This window comes from Luteibacter sp. 621, assembly GCF_050435445.1.
Classification (GTDB): domain Bacteria; phylum Pseudomonadota; class Gammaproteobacteria; order Xanthomonadales; family Rhodanobacteraceae; genus Luteibacter.
Window position 1 is genome coordinate 37,568 of record NZ_JBNDKI010000005.1, and the last position, 17,902, is coordinate 55,469.

The window sequence follows — 17,902 nt, forward strand, 5'->3', positions numbered from 1 at the left end:
GTTCAGTCCTGCAAAGTGGGCACGCGTGTCGCGCAATGCGCGACACAACGCTCGATGTCGGCGAAGTTGTCCAGGCCGTACCAGAACACCTTCCAGCGCGACTGCTTGTAGCAGCCATCCGACTCCGCGTAATAGAAGTGGTTGATGACGTTGCCATGGCGCGAGCGCCAGAACAGCTTCGGGTTCTCGTCGCGCATCACCTGCCACACAGCGCGGCCCAGGCCTTCACCCTGCGCATCGTCCAGTACGGCGAACTTGTCGAGATACGCGAAGCCATCTTCCATGGTCAGGATCATCGCGGCGCGGTAGTTTTCCGACACGTACACGCGGTAGACCCTGGTCCGTTCGAAGTAATCCGGTACCACGGTGCGGCCGAAGCTGGACTCGATCAGCGTCTTCATCCGTGGCAGGTCCACGCCTTCCCACGACTCGAAGCGAAGAACGCGTTCGCCACGGCGAACCAGCGTGCCCGAGCCCTTGTGGGTGAACAGTTCCTTGGCCAGGTCGGCCGGGCGCGTGATCGATACCGACGAGGTCAGCGGCAGGTCGTCGAGCAGGTCCTTGATCTGCTCCACCTTCAGGCGCATGCCTGAATGAAGCCACGGCTGCTGGATGAGGTGATCAAATTCGGTCGAGAGGTTGATCGAATCGATGATGTTGCCGTCGCCATCGAGCAGGCCGCCCGTGCCCGTGAGGAACACGATCTTGTACGGCTGCAGCACGCGCACCAGTTCATTGGCGGCGAAATCGGCATTGATGTTGAGGATCTGCCCTGAATCGGTTTCGCCCAGGCTCGCGATGACCGGAATGGAGCCGGCGCGCAGGCTGGCCTCGATCGGCGCCAGGTTGATCGCGCGCACCTTGCCGACCAGGCCCAGCTGGTCCGGATCGAGGTAATCGGCGGTGAACACGCCCGAAGGCACCGAGGTGGCCCGGGTATCCACTTCCTGCAGCGCCTCGACCAGGCGCAGGTTCTGCGACTGGAACACGCGGCGAACGATCGCCAGCGCTTCCGGCGACGTCACGCGCAACCCGTTCACCGTCTTCTTCTCGATGCCGGCGGCGGCAAGCTCTTCGTCGAGCTGCGGGCCGGCGCCATGCAGAACGATGGGCGTCAGGCCCACCTGCTGCAGGAACGAGAGCGACGACGTCAGGTCGGCGAGTTCATCGCGCAACACGGCGCCGCCCACCTTCACGACCGCAAAGCGTGCGGCATCGAGCTGGGAGAAGCGCTTGAGGTACTGCTGGATCTCGCGCGCGCTGCCCATGGCGGAGAGCAGGCGGACGATGGTCTTGCGGGTGTTTTTAGATTCCACGTTCGACGATCCGGTGGATGGTCTGGGCGTAATGGGCGAGCTGGTCAAGCGCGACCCATTCGTCGGCGGTATGGGCCTGGGCGATATCGCCGGGACCATAAACGAAGCAGGTGTACCCCGCCTTGGAGAACAATGCGGCCTCGGTCCAGAAATCCACGGCGTTACCCACCGGGATCTCCAGCTCATCGGCAAGATCGCGCGCGGCGAGGCGGCGCGACTCGGCCGTGGCGGTATCACCGGCCGGCAGCGAATCACCGCGGAAGGTTTCGCCAAATTCGACCGGCTGCGGATCGACCAGCGTGCGGAAGGTCTCCAGCAGCTGGTCCGCATCCATAGAAGGCAGCGGGCGGAAGCCGAAGCGCACTTCGGCCGTCGGCGCGATCACGTTGGCCTTGATGCCGCCTTCGATCTTGCCGAGGTTGAAGCGCAGGCCAGTGAGGCCACCGAAACGTTCATGCGAGAGCGCCTGCACGTGATCCAGCGCAGCCGCCCCCCAGCGCACGGCCTGGTGCAGCGCGCTGTCGGAAGGCTTCTGCTCACCCGAGGCATGGCCGGCACGTCCCTTGAACTGCATGAGCACCGAGAGGATGCCACGGTGCGCCAGCACCGCTTCACCCTTGGTCGGCTCGGCGACGATGACGGCATCGTACGCGGGCTTGTCCTTGAGGAAGCCATCGATGCAGCGTGCATCGTTGGCCTCTTCATCGGTCGAAAGCAGCAGCGCCATATCGCCGTTCGAAGCGTTCGCCACAGCAACCAGAGCCGCTGCAGCGCCCTTGATGTCACACGCGCCCAGGCCAATCGCCCGGTCCTCGGTCACGCGCAGTTCGTGCGGGCTCGCCGTCCAGTGCGGCGAATCCGGCACGGTATCCAGGTGCACGTTGAACAGCACCTTCGGCGTGCCACGCACGGCGTAAAGGTTCACGGCGCCCGCGCCGAAATCCGTGACCTGCACGTCGAACCCCGGGAGGTTCGCGCGCAGGTAATCGAAGATGCCACCGGTGCCGATCTCGCGCGGCGGGTTGCGCGTGTCGTACGAGACGAGCGCGCGCAGGTGGTCGAGGGTTTCCTTCAGGAGATTATCCATGGGTGCTCGATCACTTCCCGCCGTTGGCTCGGTCGACTTCAGCCCAGATCGTCGAGCTCATGCCGTACAGCTTGATAAAGCCTTCGGCTTCGGCGACGCCCCAGTCGGCGGCCTGCGCGTAGGTGGCCTTCTTCGAGTGGAGCAGGTTCTTCGATTCCACCTTCACGGCGTACACGGTGCCACCGCGGGTCTCGATGATGACCTTGCCATCGACCTTGCGCTGGGTGCTCACCAGGTAGGCTTCCAGGTCGGCCTTGATCGGGTCGTTGAAGAAGCCTTCGTAAGCGATCTCGGTCCACTTGCGGCCGATTTCCGGCTTGAAGCGGTTCTGCTGCTTCGACAGCACGGTCTCTTCCAACGCACGGTGCGCCGTGAGCAGCGCGGTGAGTGCCGGCGCTTCGAACACGATGCGGCCCTTCAGGCCGATATTGGTATCGCCGGTGTACAGGCTGCGGCCCACGCCGTACCTGGCGAGCTCACGGTTGAGGAAACCCAGGATTTCCGGACCGGTCGCGGCGTTGCCGTTGAGCGAAGTGGCCACGCCCTTGTCGAAGCCCAGTTCGATGCGCAGCGGTTCAGACGGCCATTCAGCGCGCGGTGCGCACCAGGCCACCGCGCCCTCTTCCGGGATCTCCCACGCATCGATCTCGCCGCCGGAGATGGTCACGCCCAGCACGTTCTCGTTGATGGTGTAGTGCTTGGTCTTGGCGCGGACTTCGAAGCCCTTGTCCTCCAGGTACTTCTGCTCGTAGGCGCGCACCTGGGTGTGCTCGCGCTGGATCTCGCGGATCGGCGCGATGATGGTGTAGTCGCCGAGTGCCTTCACGGTCAGGTCGAAGCGGACCTGGTCGTTACCCATGCCGGTGCAGCCGTGGGCGAACAGCTTGGTGCCGAGTTCGTCGCATCGCTCGAGCGACGCCTTAACGATGAGGTAGCGGTCGGACACCAGCAGCGGGTACTGGCCCTGGTAGAACTCGCCGGCCCAGATCAGTGGGGTGACGAAGCTATCCCAGATCGCCTGCGACGCATCGACCGTGCGGTGCGAGGCGGCGCCGAGTTCGTGGGCGCGCTGCTCGATGTACTCGCGCTCTTCAGCAGAGACGCCGCCGGTATCGACGAACACGGTGTGCACGGCGTAGCCGCGCTCCATCAGGTAGGGGACGCAAAAGCTGGTGTCGAGGCCGCCCGAAAAGGCGAGGACGATATCTTTGCTGGACATGCTGGCTCCGGAAATCAAGGCGTTTTAATGGGGTAAGGCGAACACAAGGGCGTTACGGGCAGGTGGCGGCGGGTACGGGCCGCCACTGCGTGATCAGAAACCGAGGCCGGACTTCACGCCGGGCTGCGCCATGAGCGACGCCATGACGGCCTTCTGGACGTGCAGGCGGTTTTCCGCCTCGTCGATGGCGATGCAGGCCGGCGAATCCATCACCGCATCCGTCGCCTTGATGTTCCGGCGCAGCGGCAGGCAGTGGCTGAAGAGGCCGTTATCGGTCAGGGCCATCTTGGCCTCGTCCACGATGAAGTGCTTGTTCGCGTCGCGAATGGCCTTCTCTTCATCCCAACGGCCAAAGTACGGAATGGCACCCCAGCTCTTCGCATAGACCACGTGCGCGCCGCTGTAGGCCGCCTCGATATCGTGCGAGACCTGCAGCGAGCCACCGTTTTCCTTGGCGTTCTGCGTGGCGAAATCCATGTAGCGCTGATCCAGGATGTACTCGGGCGTGGGGCAAAGCAGGGTGACGTCCATGCCCATCTTGGTCGCGATCAGCAGCGCCGAATTGGCCACGGCGGTGTTCAGCGGCTTCGGGTGGTAGGTCCAGGTCAGGACGTACTTCTTGTTCTGCAGGTCACCCAGGTGCTCCTTCATGGCCAGCGCATGGGCCAGCTCCTGGCACGGGTGGGTGATGGTCTCCATGTTGATGACCGGCACCGTGGCGTACTGCGCGAACGCCTTGAGCACCTTGTCCTGGCGATCGACCTGCCAGTCCTGGAATTTCGGGAAGGCACGGACGGCGATGATGTCGACGTAGCGCGACAACACGCGGGCCACTTCGGCGATGTGCTCTTCGGTATCACCGTCCATCACGCTGCCGACTTCGAACTCGATGGGCCACGCATCCTTGCCCGGCGCCAGCACCACCGCATGGCCGCCCATCTGGAAGGCGCCGATTTCGAAGCTGGTGCGGGTGCGCATGGACGGGTTGAAGAACATCAGGGCGATGGACTTGCCGGCCAGCTGCTGGCCCTGGGGCGAGCGCTTGAACTCGGCGGCCTGCTCGAGCAGGGCGTCGATTTCGGCGCGGCTGTAGTCGGTGGTGTTGAGGAAGTGGCGAACGGTCATGGCGGTCCAGATCGGTCGGTGGCCTGGCGAAGGCCGTGGGAGAAAGGTGAGATTGCGGAATCCAGAACGAAAAAACCCGGCACGGGGCCGGGTTTTTTAGTCGTTGCGTATGAAATGCGCGCGACAGCCTACCCGGCCGAGTATCCGATGTACGGTCGACGAGCACGGGACGTCATCCCTGCGGCCATGCGGGCGCTGGTGTAGACGTTCGAGGTGTAGTCGGCGTGGGACACGGTCGGGGTCGGAAAAAAGGTGAAGCGTCGATAATGCCGTGGATTGGTGCGCTGCGCAACTGCCCCGCGAAGCCGAAGGCGAGCTGTATCGAGCGCGCCAAAAGAAAAAGGCCGCGATTGCTCGCGGCCCTTCCCATCTGCCTTGCCGGAACCGGTCAGTCGGCCGGGGAGACGCTCACGCGAACGCGGAGGCGCTCGCCCGGGTCGTAGTTCAGGCGCGAAACGTAGACCTCACCGCGGTAGCGGTACTCCACGTCGTAGCCCGCGATGCGGCGCTGCTCGGTCACCGAGCTCACGTCGCGGCAGCGGGTTTCCGTGCCCTGGTACACCGTATCGCCACTGCGCGACACGTTGTTGCCCACCACGCCGCCGGCCACGGCGCCAGCCACGGTCGCGGCCTTGCGGCCATCGCCCTTGCCTACCGTATTGCCCAGGACGCCGCCCACGACGGCGCCCAGGATGGTACCGGCCGTGCTGCCACTGCCCTGCTGGCGGGTCGTCACCTGCTGGTCGTAGCACTCCTGGCGCGGGGTTTCCACGCGGGCCACGCCGTATACCGGGTCGACGCGCAGCACGTCCGCCCAGCCGAAATGGGTGTTGTCATCCGGCCCGGCCGACTGCGACGGCGGGGGCGGGCCATAACGATCCTGGGCACTGGCACCGGTAGCGAAAACCGCGAGGATCAGCGCGGGGATAAGCAGGCGAGACATTTAGGAAAACCTCCAGCCGGCGCACAAGAGCGCCTACTGGGTGCCATTTCATCAAGTTCACGCTGAATCCACGCTTAGGTCTTCCCTGCGGGAATCCGCGCTGCCCTGTCAACCATTTCGCCACTCGCGCGTGCACGGTCTGCGCCCGGCCTTGCTACTATTTCAGGCCGGCCCAGGCCGCCGGCCCGCCCCGCATGGACACCCGATGACGATCTCGCTCTACAACACCCTGACTCGCCGCACGGAAGCGTTCGCCCCGCTCGATCCGGACCGGGTGACCATGTATGTCTGCGGGCCCACCGTCTACAACTACATCCACATTGGCAACGCCCGGCCCCCGGTCGTTTTCGACGTGTTGGCCAGCCTGCTGCGCCGCCATTACCCCAACGTGGTCTACGCCCGGAACATCACCGACGTGGACGACAAGATCAACGCCGCGGCCGCCGCGGCCGGGGTGCCGATCACCGAGATCACCGGTCGCTATGCCCAGGCCTACCGCGACGATATCGCCAAGCTGGGCGTGGCCAAGCCCGACGTGGAGCCCCACGCCACGGCACATATCGCCGAGATCATCACGATGATCCAGCGCCTGATCGCCTCAAAACACGCGTACGAGGCCGAGGGGCATGTCCTGTTCCACGTGGCCTCTTACCCCGCTTACGGCGCGCTCTCGGGCCGCGACCCGGACGAGCTCATTGCCGGTGCGCGCGTCGAGGTGGCCCCGTACAAGAAGGACGCCGGCGACTTCGTGCTGTGGAAGCCGTCCGACGAGACGCTGCCCGGCTGGGACAGCCCCTGGGGCCGCGGCCGCCCGGGCTGGCACATCGAGTGCTCGGCCATGAGCGAGGCCCACCTGGGCGAAACCATCGATATCCACGCCGGCGGTGTCGATCTCACCTTCCCGCACCACGAGAACGAGATCGCCCAGAGCGTCTGCGCCCATGGCGGTAAGCCATTCGCACGATTCTGGCTGCACAACGGCATGCTGACCTTCGAAGGCCGGAAGATGTCGAAGTCGTTGGGCAACGTGCTTCAGTTGCACGAATTGCTCACCAAACACTCCGGCGAAGCGCTGCGCCTGATGCTACTGCGCGGCCATTACCGCCAGCCCCTTGATTGGTCGGATGCCGCCCTCACCCAGTCGGTACGCACGCTGGATGGCTGGTATGGCGTGCTGCGTGACCTGGCCGACGTGCCTTCGGGCGAGTTCTCGGTGCCGGCCACGGTGGAAGCGGCGCTGTGCGACGACCTCAACACCCCGCAGGCGCTGGCCGAGCTTTCACACCTGGCCGATGCGGCACGTCGCGCCACGGGCGGTGAGCGCATCGCGGCCAAGGCCGCCCTGCTCAACGGTGGTGCTCTGCTGGGCCTGCTTCAGCAGGACCCGGAAGCCTGGTTCCAGCAAGGTAACCCTGGCGACGCCATCGACGCCGCCATGGTGGAGGCCCTCCTCGAGGAACGCCGCGCCGCCCGCGCGGCGAAGGATTTTGCCCGGTCCGACGCCATCCGCGACCAGCTCAAGGCGCTGGGCGTGGCCATTGAAGACGGTGCGCAGGGCACGCGCTGGAGTGTGGTGAAGGCATGAACAACCTCGTAGATCCGCAGGAACCCACCGCCGCCGCGGCCCAGGCCGCCATCGCGGAGGAATTCGGCTTTTTCGGCGACTGGACCGAGCGCTACCAGTACCTGATCGACCTGGGCAAGCAGTTGCCGCCGTTCCCCGATCACGAGAAGAACGAAGAGAACCGCGTACACGGCTGTCAGTCGATGGTGTGGCTGACCCGCTCGGGCGACGCTGCGAAAATGCACTTTGAAGCGACCAGCGATTCGGCGATTGTTTCGGGCCTGATCGCGTTACTGCTACGCGTGTATTCCGATCGTTCCGCGCAAGAGATCGTGGATACCCAGCCGTCGTATATCCAGGACATCGGGCTGGCGAAGCATCTTTCGCCCACCCGCTCCAATGGCCTCGCCGCTATGCTCGTGCGGATCAAGGCTTACGCGGCGGAAGCGCTGGCGTAGTCTGCGCCCCCTGTAGGAGCGCGCTTGCGCGCGACGCTCCTGGCCCAGGGTGCCGCCTGCCGGCGGATCGCGCGCGAGCGCGCTCCTACAGGGCTGCCCTACTTCTCACTTCCTCGAATGTCTGGTCCCTCACCAGCACGCCGTTTTCCCACACGGTTTCCATGGCGTGTTCCCAGCCGTGATCGAGCGGCATGTCTTCGGCCCGCGCCAGCCCGTCCGGAATCGAAACGGTCTTCCAGGTCCCGTATTCGCGGTGGCGCGTCAGCGTCAGGCGCCCGCGCTGGGAGAACTTGCCGGCGTCCGTCACGGGTGCCTTGAACACATCGACCCACTGGCCATCGATACGCGCGGCCGAGCATTTCAGCGCGAACTTCTGCGTGTCGCGGTCCACCTTCTGCAGCAGCGCGCCGCCCATGCCAAAGGCGATGTTGTCGGTCGCGTAGCCGGCGCCGGTCAGGCGCTCCAGGATGGCGCGGATGCTTTGCGGGTTCACGCCATCGCCCTGGATGACGCGGACATGGTTCAGCACCTTGTAGCCCTTGCCGTTTACCGTGCTACCGAAGGCGTCATCCAGCAGCGCGACGCACTGGTGTACCACCTCGACGGGGTCGCCCGAATCAGGGCGGACCACCAGGGTCCCACCCGACGCAATGACCTCCTCGCGGAGCGTTTTTCCCCAGTGCTCGCGAACCGCGTGGAAGATGTCGTAGCTATCCGACACCACGGCCACGAGGGAACCGGGTTTTGCGAACTGGCGGAGCATGTTGCGGTACGCGTCGACCTCGCGTTCGCGCCCCCAGCTGGTGATGGTGCTGTGCTCGGCGGCCGGGATGGAGTACCCCGCCATGGGCTCGCCGTAGAAGGCTTTCGCCGCCAGCACGCCCTGCACGGTATCCGTGCCACGGAAGTTCACCAGGTGCGCCATGCCGCCGATCGCGGCGGATTCCGCGCTGGAAACACCACGTGCGCCAAAGTCGTGCAGCTTGAAGAGAAGCTGGCCGGCGGGGTCATCACTGGTTTTTTCGAGGAAGGCGGCGATACAGCGCTTGACCTGCCAACTCAGCGTAGCCACCGTCACCGGGTACCACAGGCGCAGCAACAGCGTTTCGAGGTAGCTAGGCACCCAGGCGGCCTGCGGGTCGGTCGACTCGATCGTGACCAGCGCCTGGTGCGTGGGCACGACGCTGCCCTCCGGCACCGCGCGGATGCGCATGGGCAGGCGGCCGCCATGCACATCCACCACGTGCCGCCAGCCCGGCTCGTTGAAGGGCTCGCCATGCGCGGCGAAGAAATCGCGCGCCTCGTCCACCTGCGCATGGGTTACCGGGTGGGCCAACCACGCTTTCAGGATGGCCTGGAGGCCGAAGAACACGGTGCGGTCGAACAGGCCACCGCGCGACTCGACATAGAAGAATGTCGCATCGGTCCCGGGCGGGTACTGGAGCCAGTGGCTCGCCTTGTAGCTATCCGTGTTGAGGATCAGGTTCTGCAGTTGCGGGAACATGGGGTCTCCTGGGAGCGCAAACGAAAAACCCCGCCTTTCGGGCGGGGTTTCGCGTTGGCAGGAACGATACGGCGGCTTAGTCGCCCATCTGCTTCTGCAGGTGCTCGCGGCGCTCCTGCGCATCGAGCGTAAGGGTGGCGATGGGGCGCGCATCGAGGCGGCTGACGCCGATTTCCTCGTCGGTCTCCTCGCAGAACCCGTAGCGGCCTTCCTCGATCCGGCGCAGGGCCTTGTCGATCTTGGAGATGAGCTTGCGGTAGCGGTCGCGGGTGCGGAGCTCCAGCGAGTTTTCCGTCTCGCGGGTGGCGCGCTCGGCTTCGTCGCCCACATCACGGACCTCCTCACGGAGGTTATCCATGGTCTGGCGCGATTCCTCGACCAGCTGCTCCCGCCAATCCTTCAGCTTATTGCGGAAGTAGGCCAGGTGCCGCGGGTTCATGTATTCCTCGCTGTCGTCGGGCTTGTAGCCCTTCGGCAGGTCGATGATGGTGGAAGCCGGCAGTGCATAGCGGCCGTCTTCGCGCGTGATTCCGTTTTCAAGTGTGGTGCTGTTCATGCTGGCGTGCGCGGACTTCTCGTTACTGGATGGGGTAGCGCTACCCACCGCGGACGCCTTGCGTCCGGTGGCGGGGGCGGCGGCCTTGGCCACCGGCGCCGGCGCGGGTGCCGGCGATGCCTTCACCTGCTGCTTGGGAGTGGCCTTGGCGGCGGAATGTTCCACCACCGGGGCCGATTTCTTTGCGGGCGCGGGTGCCGCCTTGGGGGCCGGTGCCTTTGCCGCGGGCTTGGCCGGCGCCTTGGGGGCCGCCGCCTTCGTCACGGGCGCCGCCTTGGCGGGCGCCTTCTTTGCGGCGGCAGGTTTCGCCACCGGTGCCGCAGCCGCCTTCTTGGCGGGTGCCGCGGATGTCTTCGGGGCCGCCTTGGCCACTGGTTTCGCGGTTTTCGCCGCGGTTTTCGCTGCGGGCTTGGCCGCCGCGCGCACCGCCGTCTTCGCCGGTACCTTGCCCCCGGCCGCAACCGTCCTGGTCTTCGTCGCGTCACCCGCCCCGCCCTTCTTGGCGGCAGCCTTGGCAACGGTGGAACTACGAGCGTTTTTCGCCATTTCCTTCACCTCGGTGGCCGTGGCGGCGGGGTGTTATAGCCCAGATGCGTTACCCCAGCAACCTATCTTCTGGGATACTGTCAGATACCCGACGCCGGCACCCACCTGGCCTTTCGAGAACGTGACCCGCCTCCTCCTCTTCCTGTTGTCCCTTTACAAGCGGTGGCTTAGCCCGCTGCTAGGGGCCAATTGCCGGTTCCATCCATCCTGTTCCGATTACACGCGGATTTCCATAGCCCGGTTCGGCCCGCTCAAGGGCTCGGTACTGGGCGGCTGGCGCATCCTGCGCTGCCAGCCCCTCTGCGAGGGTGGCCATGATCCTGTCCCTGACCAATTTGTCCTGCGCCGCTGCGGCGCCCAAGGAGCTCATACCCATGACTGATGCCTGGCTGATCAAGAACGCCGAACTGGTGAATGAAAACCAGCGATTCGTCGCTGACGTTCGCATCCGCGACGGAAAAATCGCGACGATCGCGCAGGGATTGGAAAAGGAGCGTGATGAAGAAGTGATCGACGCCAGTGGCCTGCTCCTGTTGCCCGGCATGATCGATGACCAGGTGCATTTCCGCGAACCGGGCCTCACCCAAAAGGCCGATCTCGCCACGGAATCGCGCGCCTGCGCGGCCGGCGGCATCACCAGCTTCATGGAAATGCCGAACACGAAGCCGCCCGCGCTCGATCGCGACAGCCTCGAGTACAAGTACACGCTGGCGGCCGAAAAATCGGTGGTGAACTACGCCTTTTACATGGGCGCCAGCAACGACAACCTTGAGGCGATTCGCGCCCTCGACCCCAAGGCGGCACCGGGTGTGAAGGTGTTCATGGGCGCCTCGACCGGCAACATGCTGGTCGATAACCCCGAGACGCTGGACGGAATCTTCCGCGACACCCCCGTGCCGATCATCACGCACTGCGAAGACACGCCGATGATCGACGCAAACCTGGCCAAGGCCCATGAAAAGTACGGCGAGGACATCCCCATGTGGGAGCACCCGCACATCCGCTCGCGCGAGGCCTGTATCAAGTCGACCCGGCTGGCCATTTCACTGGCAAGGAAGCACAACACCCGCCTGCACGTGCTGCATATTTCCACCGCCGATGAGCTGGCCCTGTTCGAGCCGGGCCCCATCGAGGGCAAGCGGATCACCGCCGAGACCTGCGTGCACTTCCTGCACTTTGGTGGCAAGGCCGATTACGACGAGAAGGGCTCATTCATCAAGTGCAACCCGGCGATCAAGGACGAGGCCGACCGCGAAGCGATCATCAAGGCGCTGGCCGAGGGCCGCCTGGACGTGCTCGCCACCGACCACGCCCCGCACCTGCTCGAAGAGAAAGAACAGAAGTACGACAAGGCTCCGTCCGGCCTGCCGCTGGTGCAGTTCGCCTTGCAGGGCGCCCTGCAGCGCGTGACCGAGGGCAAGCTCACCCTCGAGCGCGTGGTGGAAACCGTGTGCCACAACCCGGCGAAGCTGTTCAACGTGATGAACCGCGGCTTCCTGCGCGAAGGCTATGCGGCGGACCTGGTCCTGGTGGACCCGAACAAACCGCACACGGTGACCCGCGAGGAAGTGCTCTCCAAGTGCGGGTGGTCGCCGTTCGAGGGCTACACCTTCAGCAGTAGCATCGCCTCGACCTGGGTGAACGGCCAGCGCGTGTTCGATGGCAAGAAGGTCGATGAAAGCATCCGCGGCCAGCGCCTCGAGTTCGACCGATGAGGAAATTCGCAATGGATTGCGACGGCGCCATGCCCACGAATCGCGTGCAAGCACGCTCCTACAAACTCAGCCCTGTAGGAGCGCGCTTGCGCGCGATCGGGCTGGCGGCAGCGCTGACGTGTACCGGCGTTTCCGCCGCAGCCACCTCCGACATCCCGACAACCATGTCCCAGGGCGCCCTCATCATCGCCCACGCCCCACCCGGCTCCGCCGTGCGGGTGAACGGCAAGCCAGTCCACGTCGGCGCCGATGGCGTCTTCGTGTTCGGCGCCGGCCGTGATGAAAAGGGCCCGATCAACGTGGCCGTGGGCAGTCGTACCGTGAGCGTCGCCGTGACCCCGCGCGACTGGCCCATCGAGCGCGTGGAAGGCGTCCCGCCTAAGACGGTGAACCCGCCACCGGAGATCGCTACCCGGATCGAACATGAACAGGCCCTCGTCGTCGCGGCGCGCAACCGTGACGATGCGCGCGAGGACTTCGATCATGGGTTTATCTGGCCCGTGACCGGCCGCATCAGCGGCCGCTTCGGCAACCAGCGCATCTACAACGGCGACCCCAAGGCCCCTCATTCGGGCATGGATATCGCCGTGCCCGAGGGCACGCCGGTGAAAGCACCAGCCGATGGCATCATCACCTTCGCGCAGCCGGACCTGTATCTCACCGGCGGCACGGTGCTGCTCGACCACGGCTTCGGCCTGTCGTCGAATTTCCTGCACCTGTCACGGATCGATGTGAAGGTAGGTCAGCGGGTGCACCAGGGCCAAGTGATCGGTGCCGCGGGCAAGACCGGGCGCGCCACCGGGCCGCATGTGCACTGGGGCTTCAACTGGTTCGGGACACGGCTGGATCCGCTGTTGTTGCCGGGGATCCAGCCGGTAGCGCCGTAGTTCGTCAGCGTGCCTTGCTGGCGAAGGCCACTGCGTCGTGCGGATGCAGGCTTTCGTGGTGCGCCACGCGCACGTGGAAATCGGCGACGCCCGGATCGGCTTCCAGGGTTTTCTGGATGCGGCGGGCGGCGTCCTCGCAGAACATAAGGTTGCTGCCGTTGGCGAGCGCGAACGCCTGCTCGTCGGCACGCTTCACGGCGGTCTGCACCGGGGTACCCAGCGCGGCTTCCACGTTATCGATCATGCCGATCAGGTTGAATACACCCTCACCCTTCGGCGCCACGCGGATCGTGGCCGTGCTGCGCTGGGCGTGCGGCGTGGCGATGATGCCCTGCTCCGTACCGAGCCAGGCCAGGATGGTTTCGCGGTCCAGCGCCTGGTCGGCCGGGAACGACTTCACGAAGTTGTCCTGGATAAGCTGGCGCGACAGCGCGGCGGAGGCCGGGCACGTGGAGGAGTACACCACGTCGGTCGTCACTTCGAGATGGAACTGATCGCCGCGCATCGTGGCGTCGATCGTGATGGGATAGGCGCGCCAGCCGCTGTTGTCGCTGCGCAGCGCGCGGCGGCGAACCAGGTGCTCGAAGCCGATGGTGATGCGGGCGTGGTCGGACAGACCTTCATGCGACGACAGGAACTCGCCCAGCAGCGCGCGGATGCCCGCCACGCTGAGCGGGCCAGCCGACAGTGCCTCGGACACCAGCAGGTACAGGCGCGACATGTGGATGCCGCGCTTCTCCGGCCTGGTGAGGTTCACGAAGGCACCGACGCGGGCACCCGTGGAACGCACGTCGCCATCGCCAGCATCGAACGCGACCGGCATTTCCATGCCATCCATGCCGACCCAGTCGAGCGTGCCAATGGCCAGGGCGTGCTCCTGCGACGCAACGTCGGGCAGCAGGCGGGTCGGGGAATCTTGGATGTACATCGGGGGTTCCTTGGGACTTAAGGTCGTTTCCGGCCGTTCGCCCCGAGATGGGGGCCATGGCCAATGGCTCAATGGTGTGTGCCCGGAAACGCTGCGTTCAGCCCAACCGGCCTGCCTGCCGCGCCGCGCGCCAGGCGCGGAAGGCGGTGGCAGGGCCGGTACGGGCCTGGCGCTTGTGTAATTCGGCGAAGGGCTCAGGCGCGCGCGCGGCGCCCCGCGCCGTGGCAAGCGCCGTACGGCCCTCCAGGCCCCGGAAGGTGGACAGGGGCTGCCCCTTGCCCAGCGCGGCGCTCAGGCCGGCTGCCAGGTCGCCCAGCTGCGCCTTGATGGCCTCGCGGCGGGCCGGGGAATCGTCCTTCAGCTGCCCGCGGCTCAGGCCGTGCCGGGCCAGGCGTGACATAGGCAGCGGCAAGCGCTCACGGTCGGCATCGAACTCCAGCCGCGAAAGGGCGAAGACCAGGTGCGACAACGTGGCGATGTCGGCGGCGGCCTCGCTGGGTGCCTCCGGACCAAACCACCAGGCGTTCTCCAGTGCGGCCAGTGCGCCGTGCATATTGCGCGAGGCGACGACCTGCGCGGCGAAATCCGACGGCGTGCCCTGCTCCAGTTGGGCCATGGCCGCGAGTACGGGGGCAATCCAGAGCTGCGGCGTGACGATCTTCGCCCGCTCGCTCGTGAACAGGGCCTTGGTCAGGGGATGACGGCCGCCGCTGGCACCGGCACCGGAGAGTTCCTCCGCCCACCACTGAAGCTTCGCGGCAGCCACCTGAGGCTCGCGAATGCCGTAGGCCGAGGAGATCAGCTCTTGTTCGAACGCCGCGAGCGCCACGCGCTCATCGCGCACGGCCGGGTCGATGAAGCCCAGCGCCACGCGCTGCTGCGGCTGCACCGCCAGCCATTTGTCGATATAGCTTTGGGTCGCGCCATCGCTCATGCCGGCACCTCGCCCACGCCCAGCAACGCAGCCAGGTCATGCGGGTGGTCGACCACGACATCGGCCCCCCACGCGTCCGGGTCGCCGCCATCAAGGTAACCCCAGCGCACGGCCACGGTGAACAGGCCCGCCGCGTGACCCGCCACGATGTCGCGTCGGTCATCGCCCACGAAAACGGAACGTGCCGGGGCGCACCCGGCGGTCTCGCACGCCAGCAGCACAGGCGCAGGGCCGGGCTTCTTTACCGGCAAGGTATCGCCCGAGACCACAGCGGCCGGCTGCCAGTGCGGCACGGCCTGCGGCAGCAACGCATCGGTGAGAAAGCCCGGCTTGTTCGTGACGATGCCCCAGCGGATGCCTGCGCCAACCAGCCCGGCAATCATCGGTTCGATACCCGCGAACGGCACCGTGTGTGCAGCCATGTTCGCCTCATACAAGGCGAGATAGCGCGGCACCAGCGCGAGGACGCCGGCGTCATCCCGATGTGGGAAACCCACGCTGATGATGGCACGCGAACCACGCGACACGACCGGGCGCACCGCTTCGTACGCCGGCGGTTCGACGCCCTGCTCCGCGCACAACAGACGCAGGGCGTGGTCGAGATCCAGCCCGCTGTCGAGCAGAGTGCCATCGAGGTCGAAGAAGACCCCTTCGGGCTTGAAGGGCAGCTTGCTCACGCCGGCTTCCTTGCCGACAGCACGTAGTTCAATGCCGTGTTACGGGTGAGGCTCGCGTTGCGGGTGAGCGGGTTATAGGCGAGGCCCGAGATGTCTTCGAGTTCCAGCCCGACGTGGCGCAACATGGTCGCGACTTCCGAGGGCTTCAGGAACTGCGCGTAGTGGTGCGTGCCACGCGGCAGCAGGCGCATTACGTACTCGGCGCCGACGATCGCTGCACCGAACGCGGCTGGCGTGCGGTTCAACGTGGACAGGAACAGCTGGCCGCCCGGCTTGAGCATGGCCGCAAGGTCGCGGATCAGCACGAACGGATCGGGCACATGCTCGATCATTTCCATGCAGCACACGACGTCGAACGACTCGCCCTCGGCAGCGGCGAGTTCTTCAGACGACTGCACGCGGTAATCCACCTGCAGGTTCGATTCGAACAGGTGCAGCTTCGCGATCTCGATCAGCTTGGCGCCGAGATCGATGGCGGTGACGTTGGCGCCAGCGCGGGCCAGGGCCTCGCTGAGCAGACCGCCGCCGCAGCCCACGTCGACCACCTTCGCGCCGCGCAGGTTGGCGCGGCCGGCGACGTACGCCGAGCGCACCGGGTTCAGGTCATGCAGCGGGCGGGATTCGCCATCGGGATCCCACCAGCGTGCGGCGAGCTTTTCAAAGCGCGCGATTTCTTCCGCGCTGACGTTGGCGTTGGTTTGCATCGTGGTTGCCTCAGGGGAAACGGCGCACGCGCCACTCGTGGACGGTAAGCGTGGACGAGCCGGAAACATGCAGCGGATCGCCATGGGCGATCTGCGTGGCGGTTTCCAGATCGGCCGCGCGCAATAGGTAGGCACCGCCGGCACCATCGGTAAACGGGCCGGTCATCTCAAGCAGGCCACGCTCGATCAGGCTGTCAAGGAACACCATGTGCTCCTGAGCCGCCGAGGCCTGGAACCCGGGGTTACGCATGGCCATCACCAGGTAGAGGTGGGCAGTATCGTTCACGGGGTGTCCTCGGCAGTATCCTCGGCCGCGATGCGCTCGCGCCAGCCGCGAGCTTTGTCGCGGATGGCTTCGACATCGATCCCTACCAGGGTCTTGTCGGCGAGCTTGCGCTTGCCATCAATCCATACATCGCTGACCTGGTGGCGGCCCGTGGCGTACACCAGCTGGGATGCCACGTGGTACAGCGGCTGCGTTTCAAGATCATCCAGACGCACAGCAGCCAGGTCGGCCCGCTTGCCCGGCTCGATCGAACCGATTTTTTCGCCCAGGCCAATGGCCTTCGCGCCGTTCAACGTCGCGGCACGCAGTGCGCTCGCGGCGTCGAACGCGGCGGCATCGCCAGCCACGGCTTTCGCCAGCATGGCGGCGGTGCGCATCTCGCCGAACATATCGAGATCGTTGTTGGAAGCGCAGCCATCGGTGCCGATCGCGACGTTCACGCCAGCGGTGCGCAGTTTCTCGGCTGGGCAGAAGCCCGAGGCGAGCTTCAGGTTCGATTCCGGGCAATGCACCACCGAAACGCCGGCCGCTGCGCACGCCGCGATCTCGCCATCGGTCAGCTGGGTCATGTGCACCGCGATAAGGCGCTCGTTGACCAGGCCCAGCTTCTGCAGGCGCTGGAACGGACGCATGCCATCGCGCGCCTTCCCTTCTTCCACTTCCTGCGCCGTCTCGTGCGTGTGCAAGTGCACCGGAATATCGAGTTGTTCGGAGAGCATGCGGATGCGCTCGAAGTTCTCATCCGAGACCGTGTAGGGCGCGTGCGGCGCGAACGCGGTGGTGAGCAGTGGTTCGCCGCGCAGGCTGTCGTGCACTTCCTCAGCCCGCAGGAAGTATTCATCCGAGGTCTTCGCCCACGGCGTGGGGAAATCGATGACCGGCAGGCCAATGACCGCGCGAAAACCCATCTGGCGGTAGGTCGCTGCGATCACATCGGGGAAAAAGTAGTTCTCGTTGGCGCAGGTGGTACCACCGCGGATCATCTCGGCAACGGCCAGTTCCACGCCATCGCGGATGAAGTCCGGGCCCATCACGCGGCCCTCGGCCGGCCAGATGTGTTCCTGCAGCCACACCATCAGCGGCAGGTCGTCGGCCAGGCCACGCAGCAGGGTCATGGGGTTGTGCGTGTGCGCGTTGACCAGGCCCGGGATCAGGGCGTGCTCAGCCAGCGATACGCGTTCGCGCGGATTGTAGTGCTTGCGCGCCTCATCGGCCGGCAGGATCTCGATGATCTCTCCACCGTCGATCGCCACGGCGTGGTCGTCGTACACCACACCGTGCGGTTCCACGGGAACCACCCAGCGGGCTTCGATCAGGAGGTCGATCTCTCGGATGTCATCGGAACTCATGCATGCCTCTCGAAAAGGGTTACCACGGCGATTTCCCTGCGCCTGATAAGCGAACGGCACGGCGCCCGGGGGGCGGCCGTGCCGTCGCGTTGGGTCGAGCGAAG

At 65.7% G+C, this 17,902-nt stretch carries 18 protein-coding genes; 5 read left to right on the forward strand and 13 right to left on the reverse strand.

Annotated elements, in window-relative coordinates; all coding sequences use genetic code 11:
- Positions 1-2: 2 nt before the first annotated feature.
- From ABIE56_RS07710 to ABIE56_RS07730, 5 genes are all read right to left on the reverse strand, one after another.
- Positions 3-1,316 carry an acetylglutamate kinase gene (locus tag ABIE56_RS07710; RefSeq protein WP_429243226.1) on the reverse strand — a complete coding sequence of 438 codons (1,314 nt, stop codon included), beginning with the start codon at positions 1,314-1,316 and terminating at the stop codon, positions 3-5.
- Positions 1,306-2,403 (reverse strand): acetylornithine deacetylase, encoded by a 1,098-nt coding sequence (locus tag ABIE56_RS07715; RefSeq protein WP_429243227.1) that lies wholly within the window; start codon positions 2,401-2,403, stop codon positions 1,306-1,308. The genes ABIE56_RS07710 and ABIE56_RS07715 overlap by 11 nt, the downstream gene beginning before the upstream one ends.
- Positions 2,404-2,413: 10 nt before the next feature.
- Positions 2,414-3,622, reverse strand: coding sequence for an argininosuccinate synthase (locus ABIE56_RS07720; protein WP_429243228.1), 1,209 nt, complete (start codon positions 3,620-3,622; stop codon positions 2,414-2,416).
- Positions 3,623-3,715: 93 nt separating this feature from the next.
- Complete coding sequence (locus ABIE56_RS07725; protein WP_429243229.1) at positions 3,716-4,747, reverse strand: N-acetylornithine carbamoyltransferase; 1,032 nt, start codon at positions 4,745-4,747, stop codon at positions 3,716-3,718.
- Between the two features lie 388 nt (positions 4,748-5,135).
- Positions 5,136-5,690 carry a glycine zipper 2TM domain-containing protein gene (locus ABIE56_RS07730; protein WP_429243230.1) on the reverse strand — a complete coding sequence of 185 codons (555 nt, stop codon included), beginning with the start codon at positions 5,688-5,690 and terminating at the stop codon, positions 5,136-5,138.
- 205 nt (positions 5,691-5,895) lie between these two features.
- Between ABIE56_RS07730 and cysS the strand changes: the two genes are divergently transcribed.
- On the forward strand, positions 5,896-7,275 hold the full coding sequence (cysS, locus tag ABIE56_RS07735; protein ID WP_429243231.1) for a cysteine--tRNA ligase: 1,380 nt from the start codon (positions 5,896-5,898) through the stop codon (positions 7,273-7,275).
- On the forward strand, positions 7,272-7,712 hold the full coding sequence (locus tag ABIE56_RS07740) for a SufE family protein (protein ID WP_429243232.1): 441 nt from the start codon (positions 7,272-7,274) through the stop codon (positions 7,710-7,712). The genes cysS and ABIE56_RS07740 overlap by 4 nt, the downstream gene beginning before the upstream one ends.
- Before the next feature lie 85 nt (positions 7,713-7,797).
- Here the strand turns inward: ABIE56_RS07740 and ABIE56_RS07745 are convergent, their stop codons facing one another.
- Together ABIE56_RS07745 and dksA are read right to left on the reverse strand one after the other, a co-directional pair.
- Complete coding sequence (locus tag ABIE56_RS07745) at positions 7,798-9,216, reverse strand: nicotinate phosphoribosyltransferase (RefSeq protein ID WP_429243233.1); 1,419 nt, start codon at positions 9,214-9,216, stop codon at positions 7,798-7,800.
- A gap of 76 nt (positions 9,217-9,292) precedes the next feature.
- Positions 9,293-10,318 (reverse strand): RNA polymerase-binding protein DksA, encoded by a 1,026-nt coding sequence (gene dksA, locus ABIE56_RS07750; RefSeq protein ID WP_429243234.1) that lies wholly within the window; start codon positions 10,316-10,318, stop codon positions 9,293-9,295.
- Positions 10,319-10,439: 121 nt separating this feature from the next.
- On the opposite strand from dksA, the gene yidD reads away from it, so the two are divergent.
- From yidD to ABIE56_RS07765, 3 genes are read left to right on the forward strand one after another with little or no spacing between them, the layout of a single operon-like run.
- Positions 10,440-10,700, forward strand: a complete 261-nt coding sequence (gene yidD, locus ABIE56_RS07755; protein ID WP_429243235.1) for a membrane protein insertion efficiency factor YidD — start codon at positions 10,440-10,442, stop codon at positions 10,698-10,700.
- On the forward strand, positions 10,693-12,033 hold the full coding sequence (locus ABIE56_RS07760; protein WP_429243236.1) for a dihydroorotase: 1,341 nt from the start codon (positions 10,693-10,695) through the stop codon (positions 12,031-12,033). Before yidD ends, ABIE56_RS07760 begins: the two co-directional genes overlap by 8 nt.
- 29 nt (positions 12,034-12,062) lie before the next feature.
- The gene (locus ABIE56_RS07765) at positions 12,063-12,920 is read left to right on the forward strand and encodes a M23 family metallopeptidase (protein WP_429243237.1); all 858 of its coding nucleotides are present in this window, start codon (positions 12,063-12,065) and stop codon (positions 12,918-12,920) included.
- A 4-nt stretch (positions 12,921-12,924) separates the two neighbouring features.
- Here ABIE56_RS07765 and folE2 read toward each other — a convergent pair whose 3' ends face one another.
- From folE2 to ABIE56_RS07795, 6 genes are all read right to left on the reverse strand, one after another.
- Positions 12,925-13,848: a GTP cyclohydrolase FolE2 gene (gene folE2 / locus ABIE56_RS07770; protein WP_429243238.1), complete on the reverse strand. Its 924-nt coding sequence runs from the start codon at positions 13,846-13,848 to the stop codon at positions 12,925-12,927.
- A 97-nt stretch (positions 13,849-13,945) separates the two neighbouring features.
- Positions 13,946-14,782, reverse strand: coding sequence for a squalene/phytoene synthase family protein (locus ABIE56_RS07775; RefSeq protein ID WP_429243239.1), 837 nt, complete (start codon positions 14,780-14,782; stop codon positions 13,946-13,948).
- Positions 14,779-15,459 (reverse strand): HAD family hydrolase, encoded by a 681-nt coding sequence (locus ABIE56_RS07780; RefSeq protein WP_429243240.1) that lies wholly within the window; start codon positions 15,457-15,459, stop codon positions 14,779-14,781. Before ABIE56_RS07780 ends, ABIE56_RS07775 begins: the two co-directional genes overlap by 4 nt.
- Positions 15,456-16,163: a bifunctional 2-polyprenyl-6-hydroxyphenol methylase/3-demethylubiquinol 3-O-methyltransferase UbiG gene (ubiG, locus tag ABIE56_RS07785; RefSeq protein WP_429243241.1), complete on the reverse strand. Its 708-nt coding sequence runs from the start codon at positions 16,161-16,163 to the stop codon at positions 15,456-15,458. The genes ABIE56_RS07780 and ubiG overlap by 4 nt, the downstream gene beginning before the upstream one ends.
- 10 nt (positions 16,164-16,173) lie before the next feature.
- Positions 16,174-16,449: a YciI family protein gene (locus ABIE56_RS07790; RefSeq protein WP_429243242.1), complete on the reverse strand. Its 276-nt coding sequence runs from the start codon at positions 16,447-16,449 to the stop codon at positions 16,174-16,176.
- The gene (locus ABIE56_RS07795) at positions 16,446-17,798 is read right to left on the reverse strand and encodes a TRZ/ATZ family hydrolase (RefSeq protein WP_429243243.1); all 1,353 of its coding nucleotides are present in this window, start codon (positions 17,796-17,798) and stop codon (positions 16,446-16,448) included. Before ABIE56_RS07795 ends, ABIE56_RS07790 begins: the two co-directional genes overlap by 4 nt.
- Between the last annotated feature and the right edge of the window lie 104 nt (positions 17,799-17,902).

Bases quoted from the DNA above. Each gene is read 5' to 3' on its own strand.
- folE2 (WP_429243238.1), bottom strand. From the start codon at position 13,848: ATGTACATCCAAGATTCCCCGACCCGCCTGCTGCCCGACGTTGCGTCG.
- ubiG (WP_429243241.1), bottom strand. From the start codon at position 16,163: ATGCAAACCAACGCCAACGTCAGCGCGGAAGAAATCGCGCGCTTTGAA.
- ABIE56_RS07775 (WP_429243239.1), bottom strand. From the start codon at position 14,782: ATGAGCGATGGCGCGACCCAAAGCTATATCGACAAATGGCTGGCGGTG.
- ABIE56_RS07745 (WP_429243233.1), bottom strand. From the start codon at position 9,216: ATGTTCCCGCAACTGCAGAACCTGATCCTCAACACGGATAGCTACAAG.
- ABIE56_RS07715 (WP_429243227.1), bottom strand. From the start codon at position 2,403: ATGGATAATCTCCTGAAGGAAACCCTCGACCACCTGCGCGCGCTCGTC.
- ABIE56_RS07720 (WP_429243228.1), bottom strand. From the start codon at position 3,622: ATGTCCAGCAAAGATATCGTCCTCGCCTTTTCGGGCGGCCTCGACACC.
- ABIE56_RS07725 (WP_429243229.1), bottom strand. From the start codon at position 4,747: ATGACCGTTCGCCACTTCCTCAACACCACCGACTACAGCCGCGCCGAA.
- ABIE56_RS07765 (WP_429243237.1), top strand. From the start codon at position 12,063: ATGCCCACGAATCGCGTGCAAGCACGCTCCTACAAACTCAGCCCTGTA.
- cysS (WP_429243231.1), top strand. From the start codon at position 5,896: ATGACGATCTCGCTCTACAACACCCTGACTCGCCGCACGGAAGCGTTC.
- ABIE56_RS07740 (WP_429243232.1), top strand. From the start codon at position 7,272: ATGAACAACCTCGTAGATCCGCAGGAACCCACCGCCGCCGCGGCCCAG.
- dksA (WP_429243234.1), bottom strand. From the start codon at position 10,318: ATGGCGAAAAACGCTCGTAGTTCCACCGTTGCCAAGGCTGCCGCCAAG.
- ABIE56_RS07730 (WP_429243230.1), bottom strand. From the start codon at position 5,690: ATGTCTCGCCTGCTTATCCCCGCGCTGATCCTCGCGGTTTTCGCTACC.
- ABIE56_RS07760 (WP_429243236.1), top strand. From the start codon at position 10,693: ATGACTGATGCCTGGCTGATCAAGAACGCCGAACTGGTGAATGAAAAC.
- ABIE56_RS07795 (WP_429243243.1), bottom strand. From the start codon at position 17,798: ATGAGTTCCGATGACATCCGAGAGATCGACCTCCTGATCGAAGCCCGC.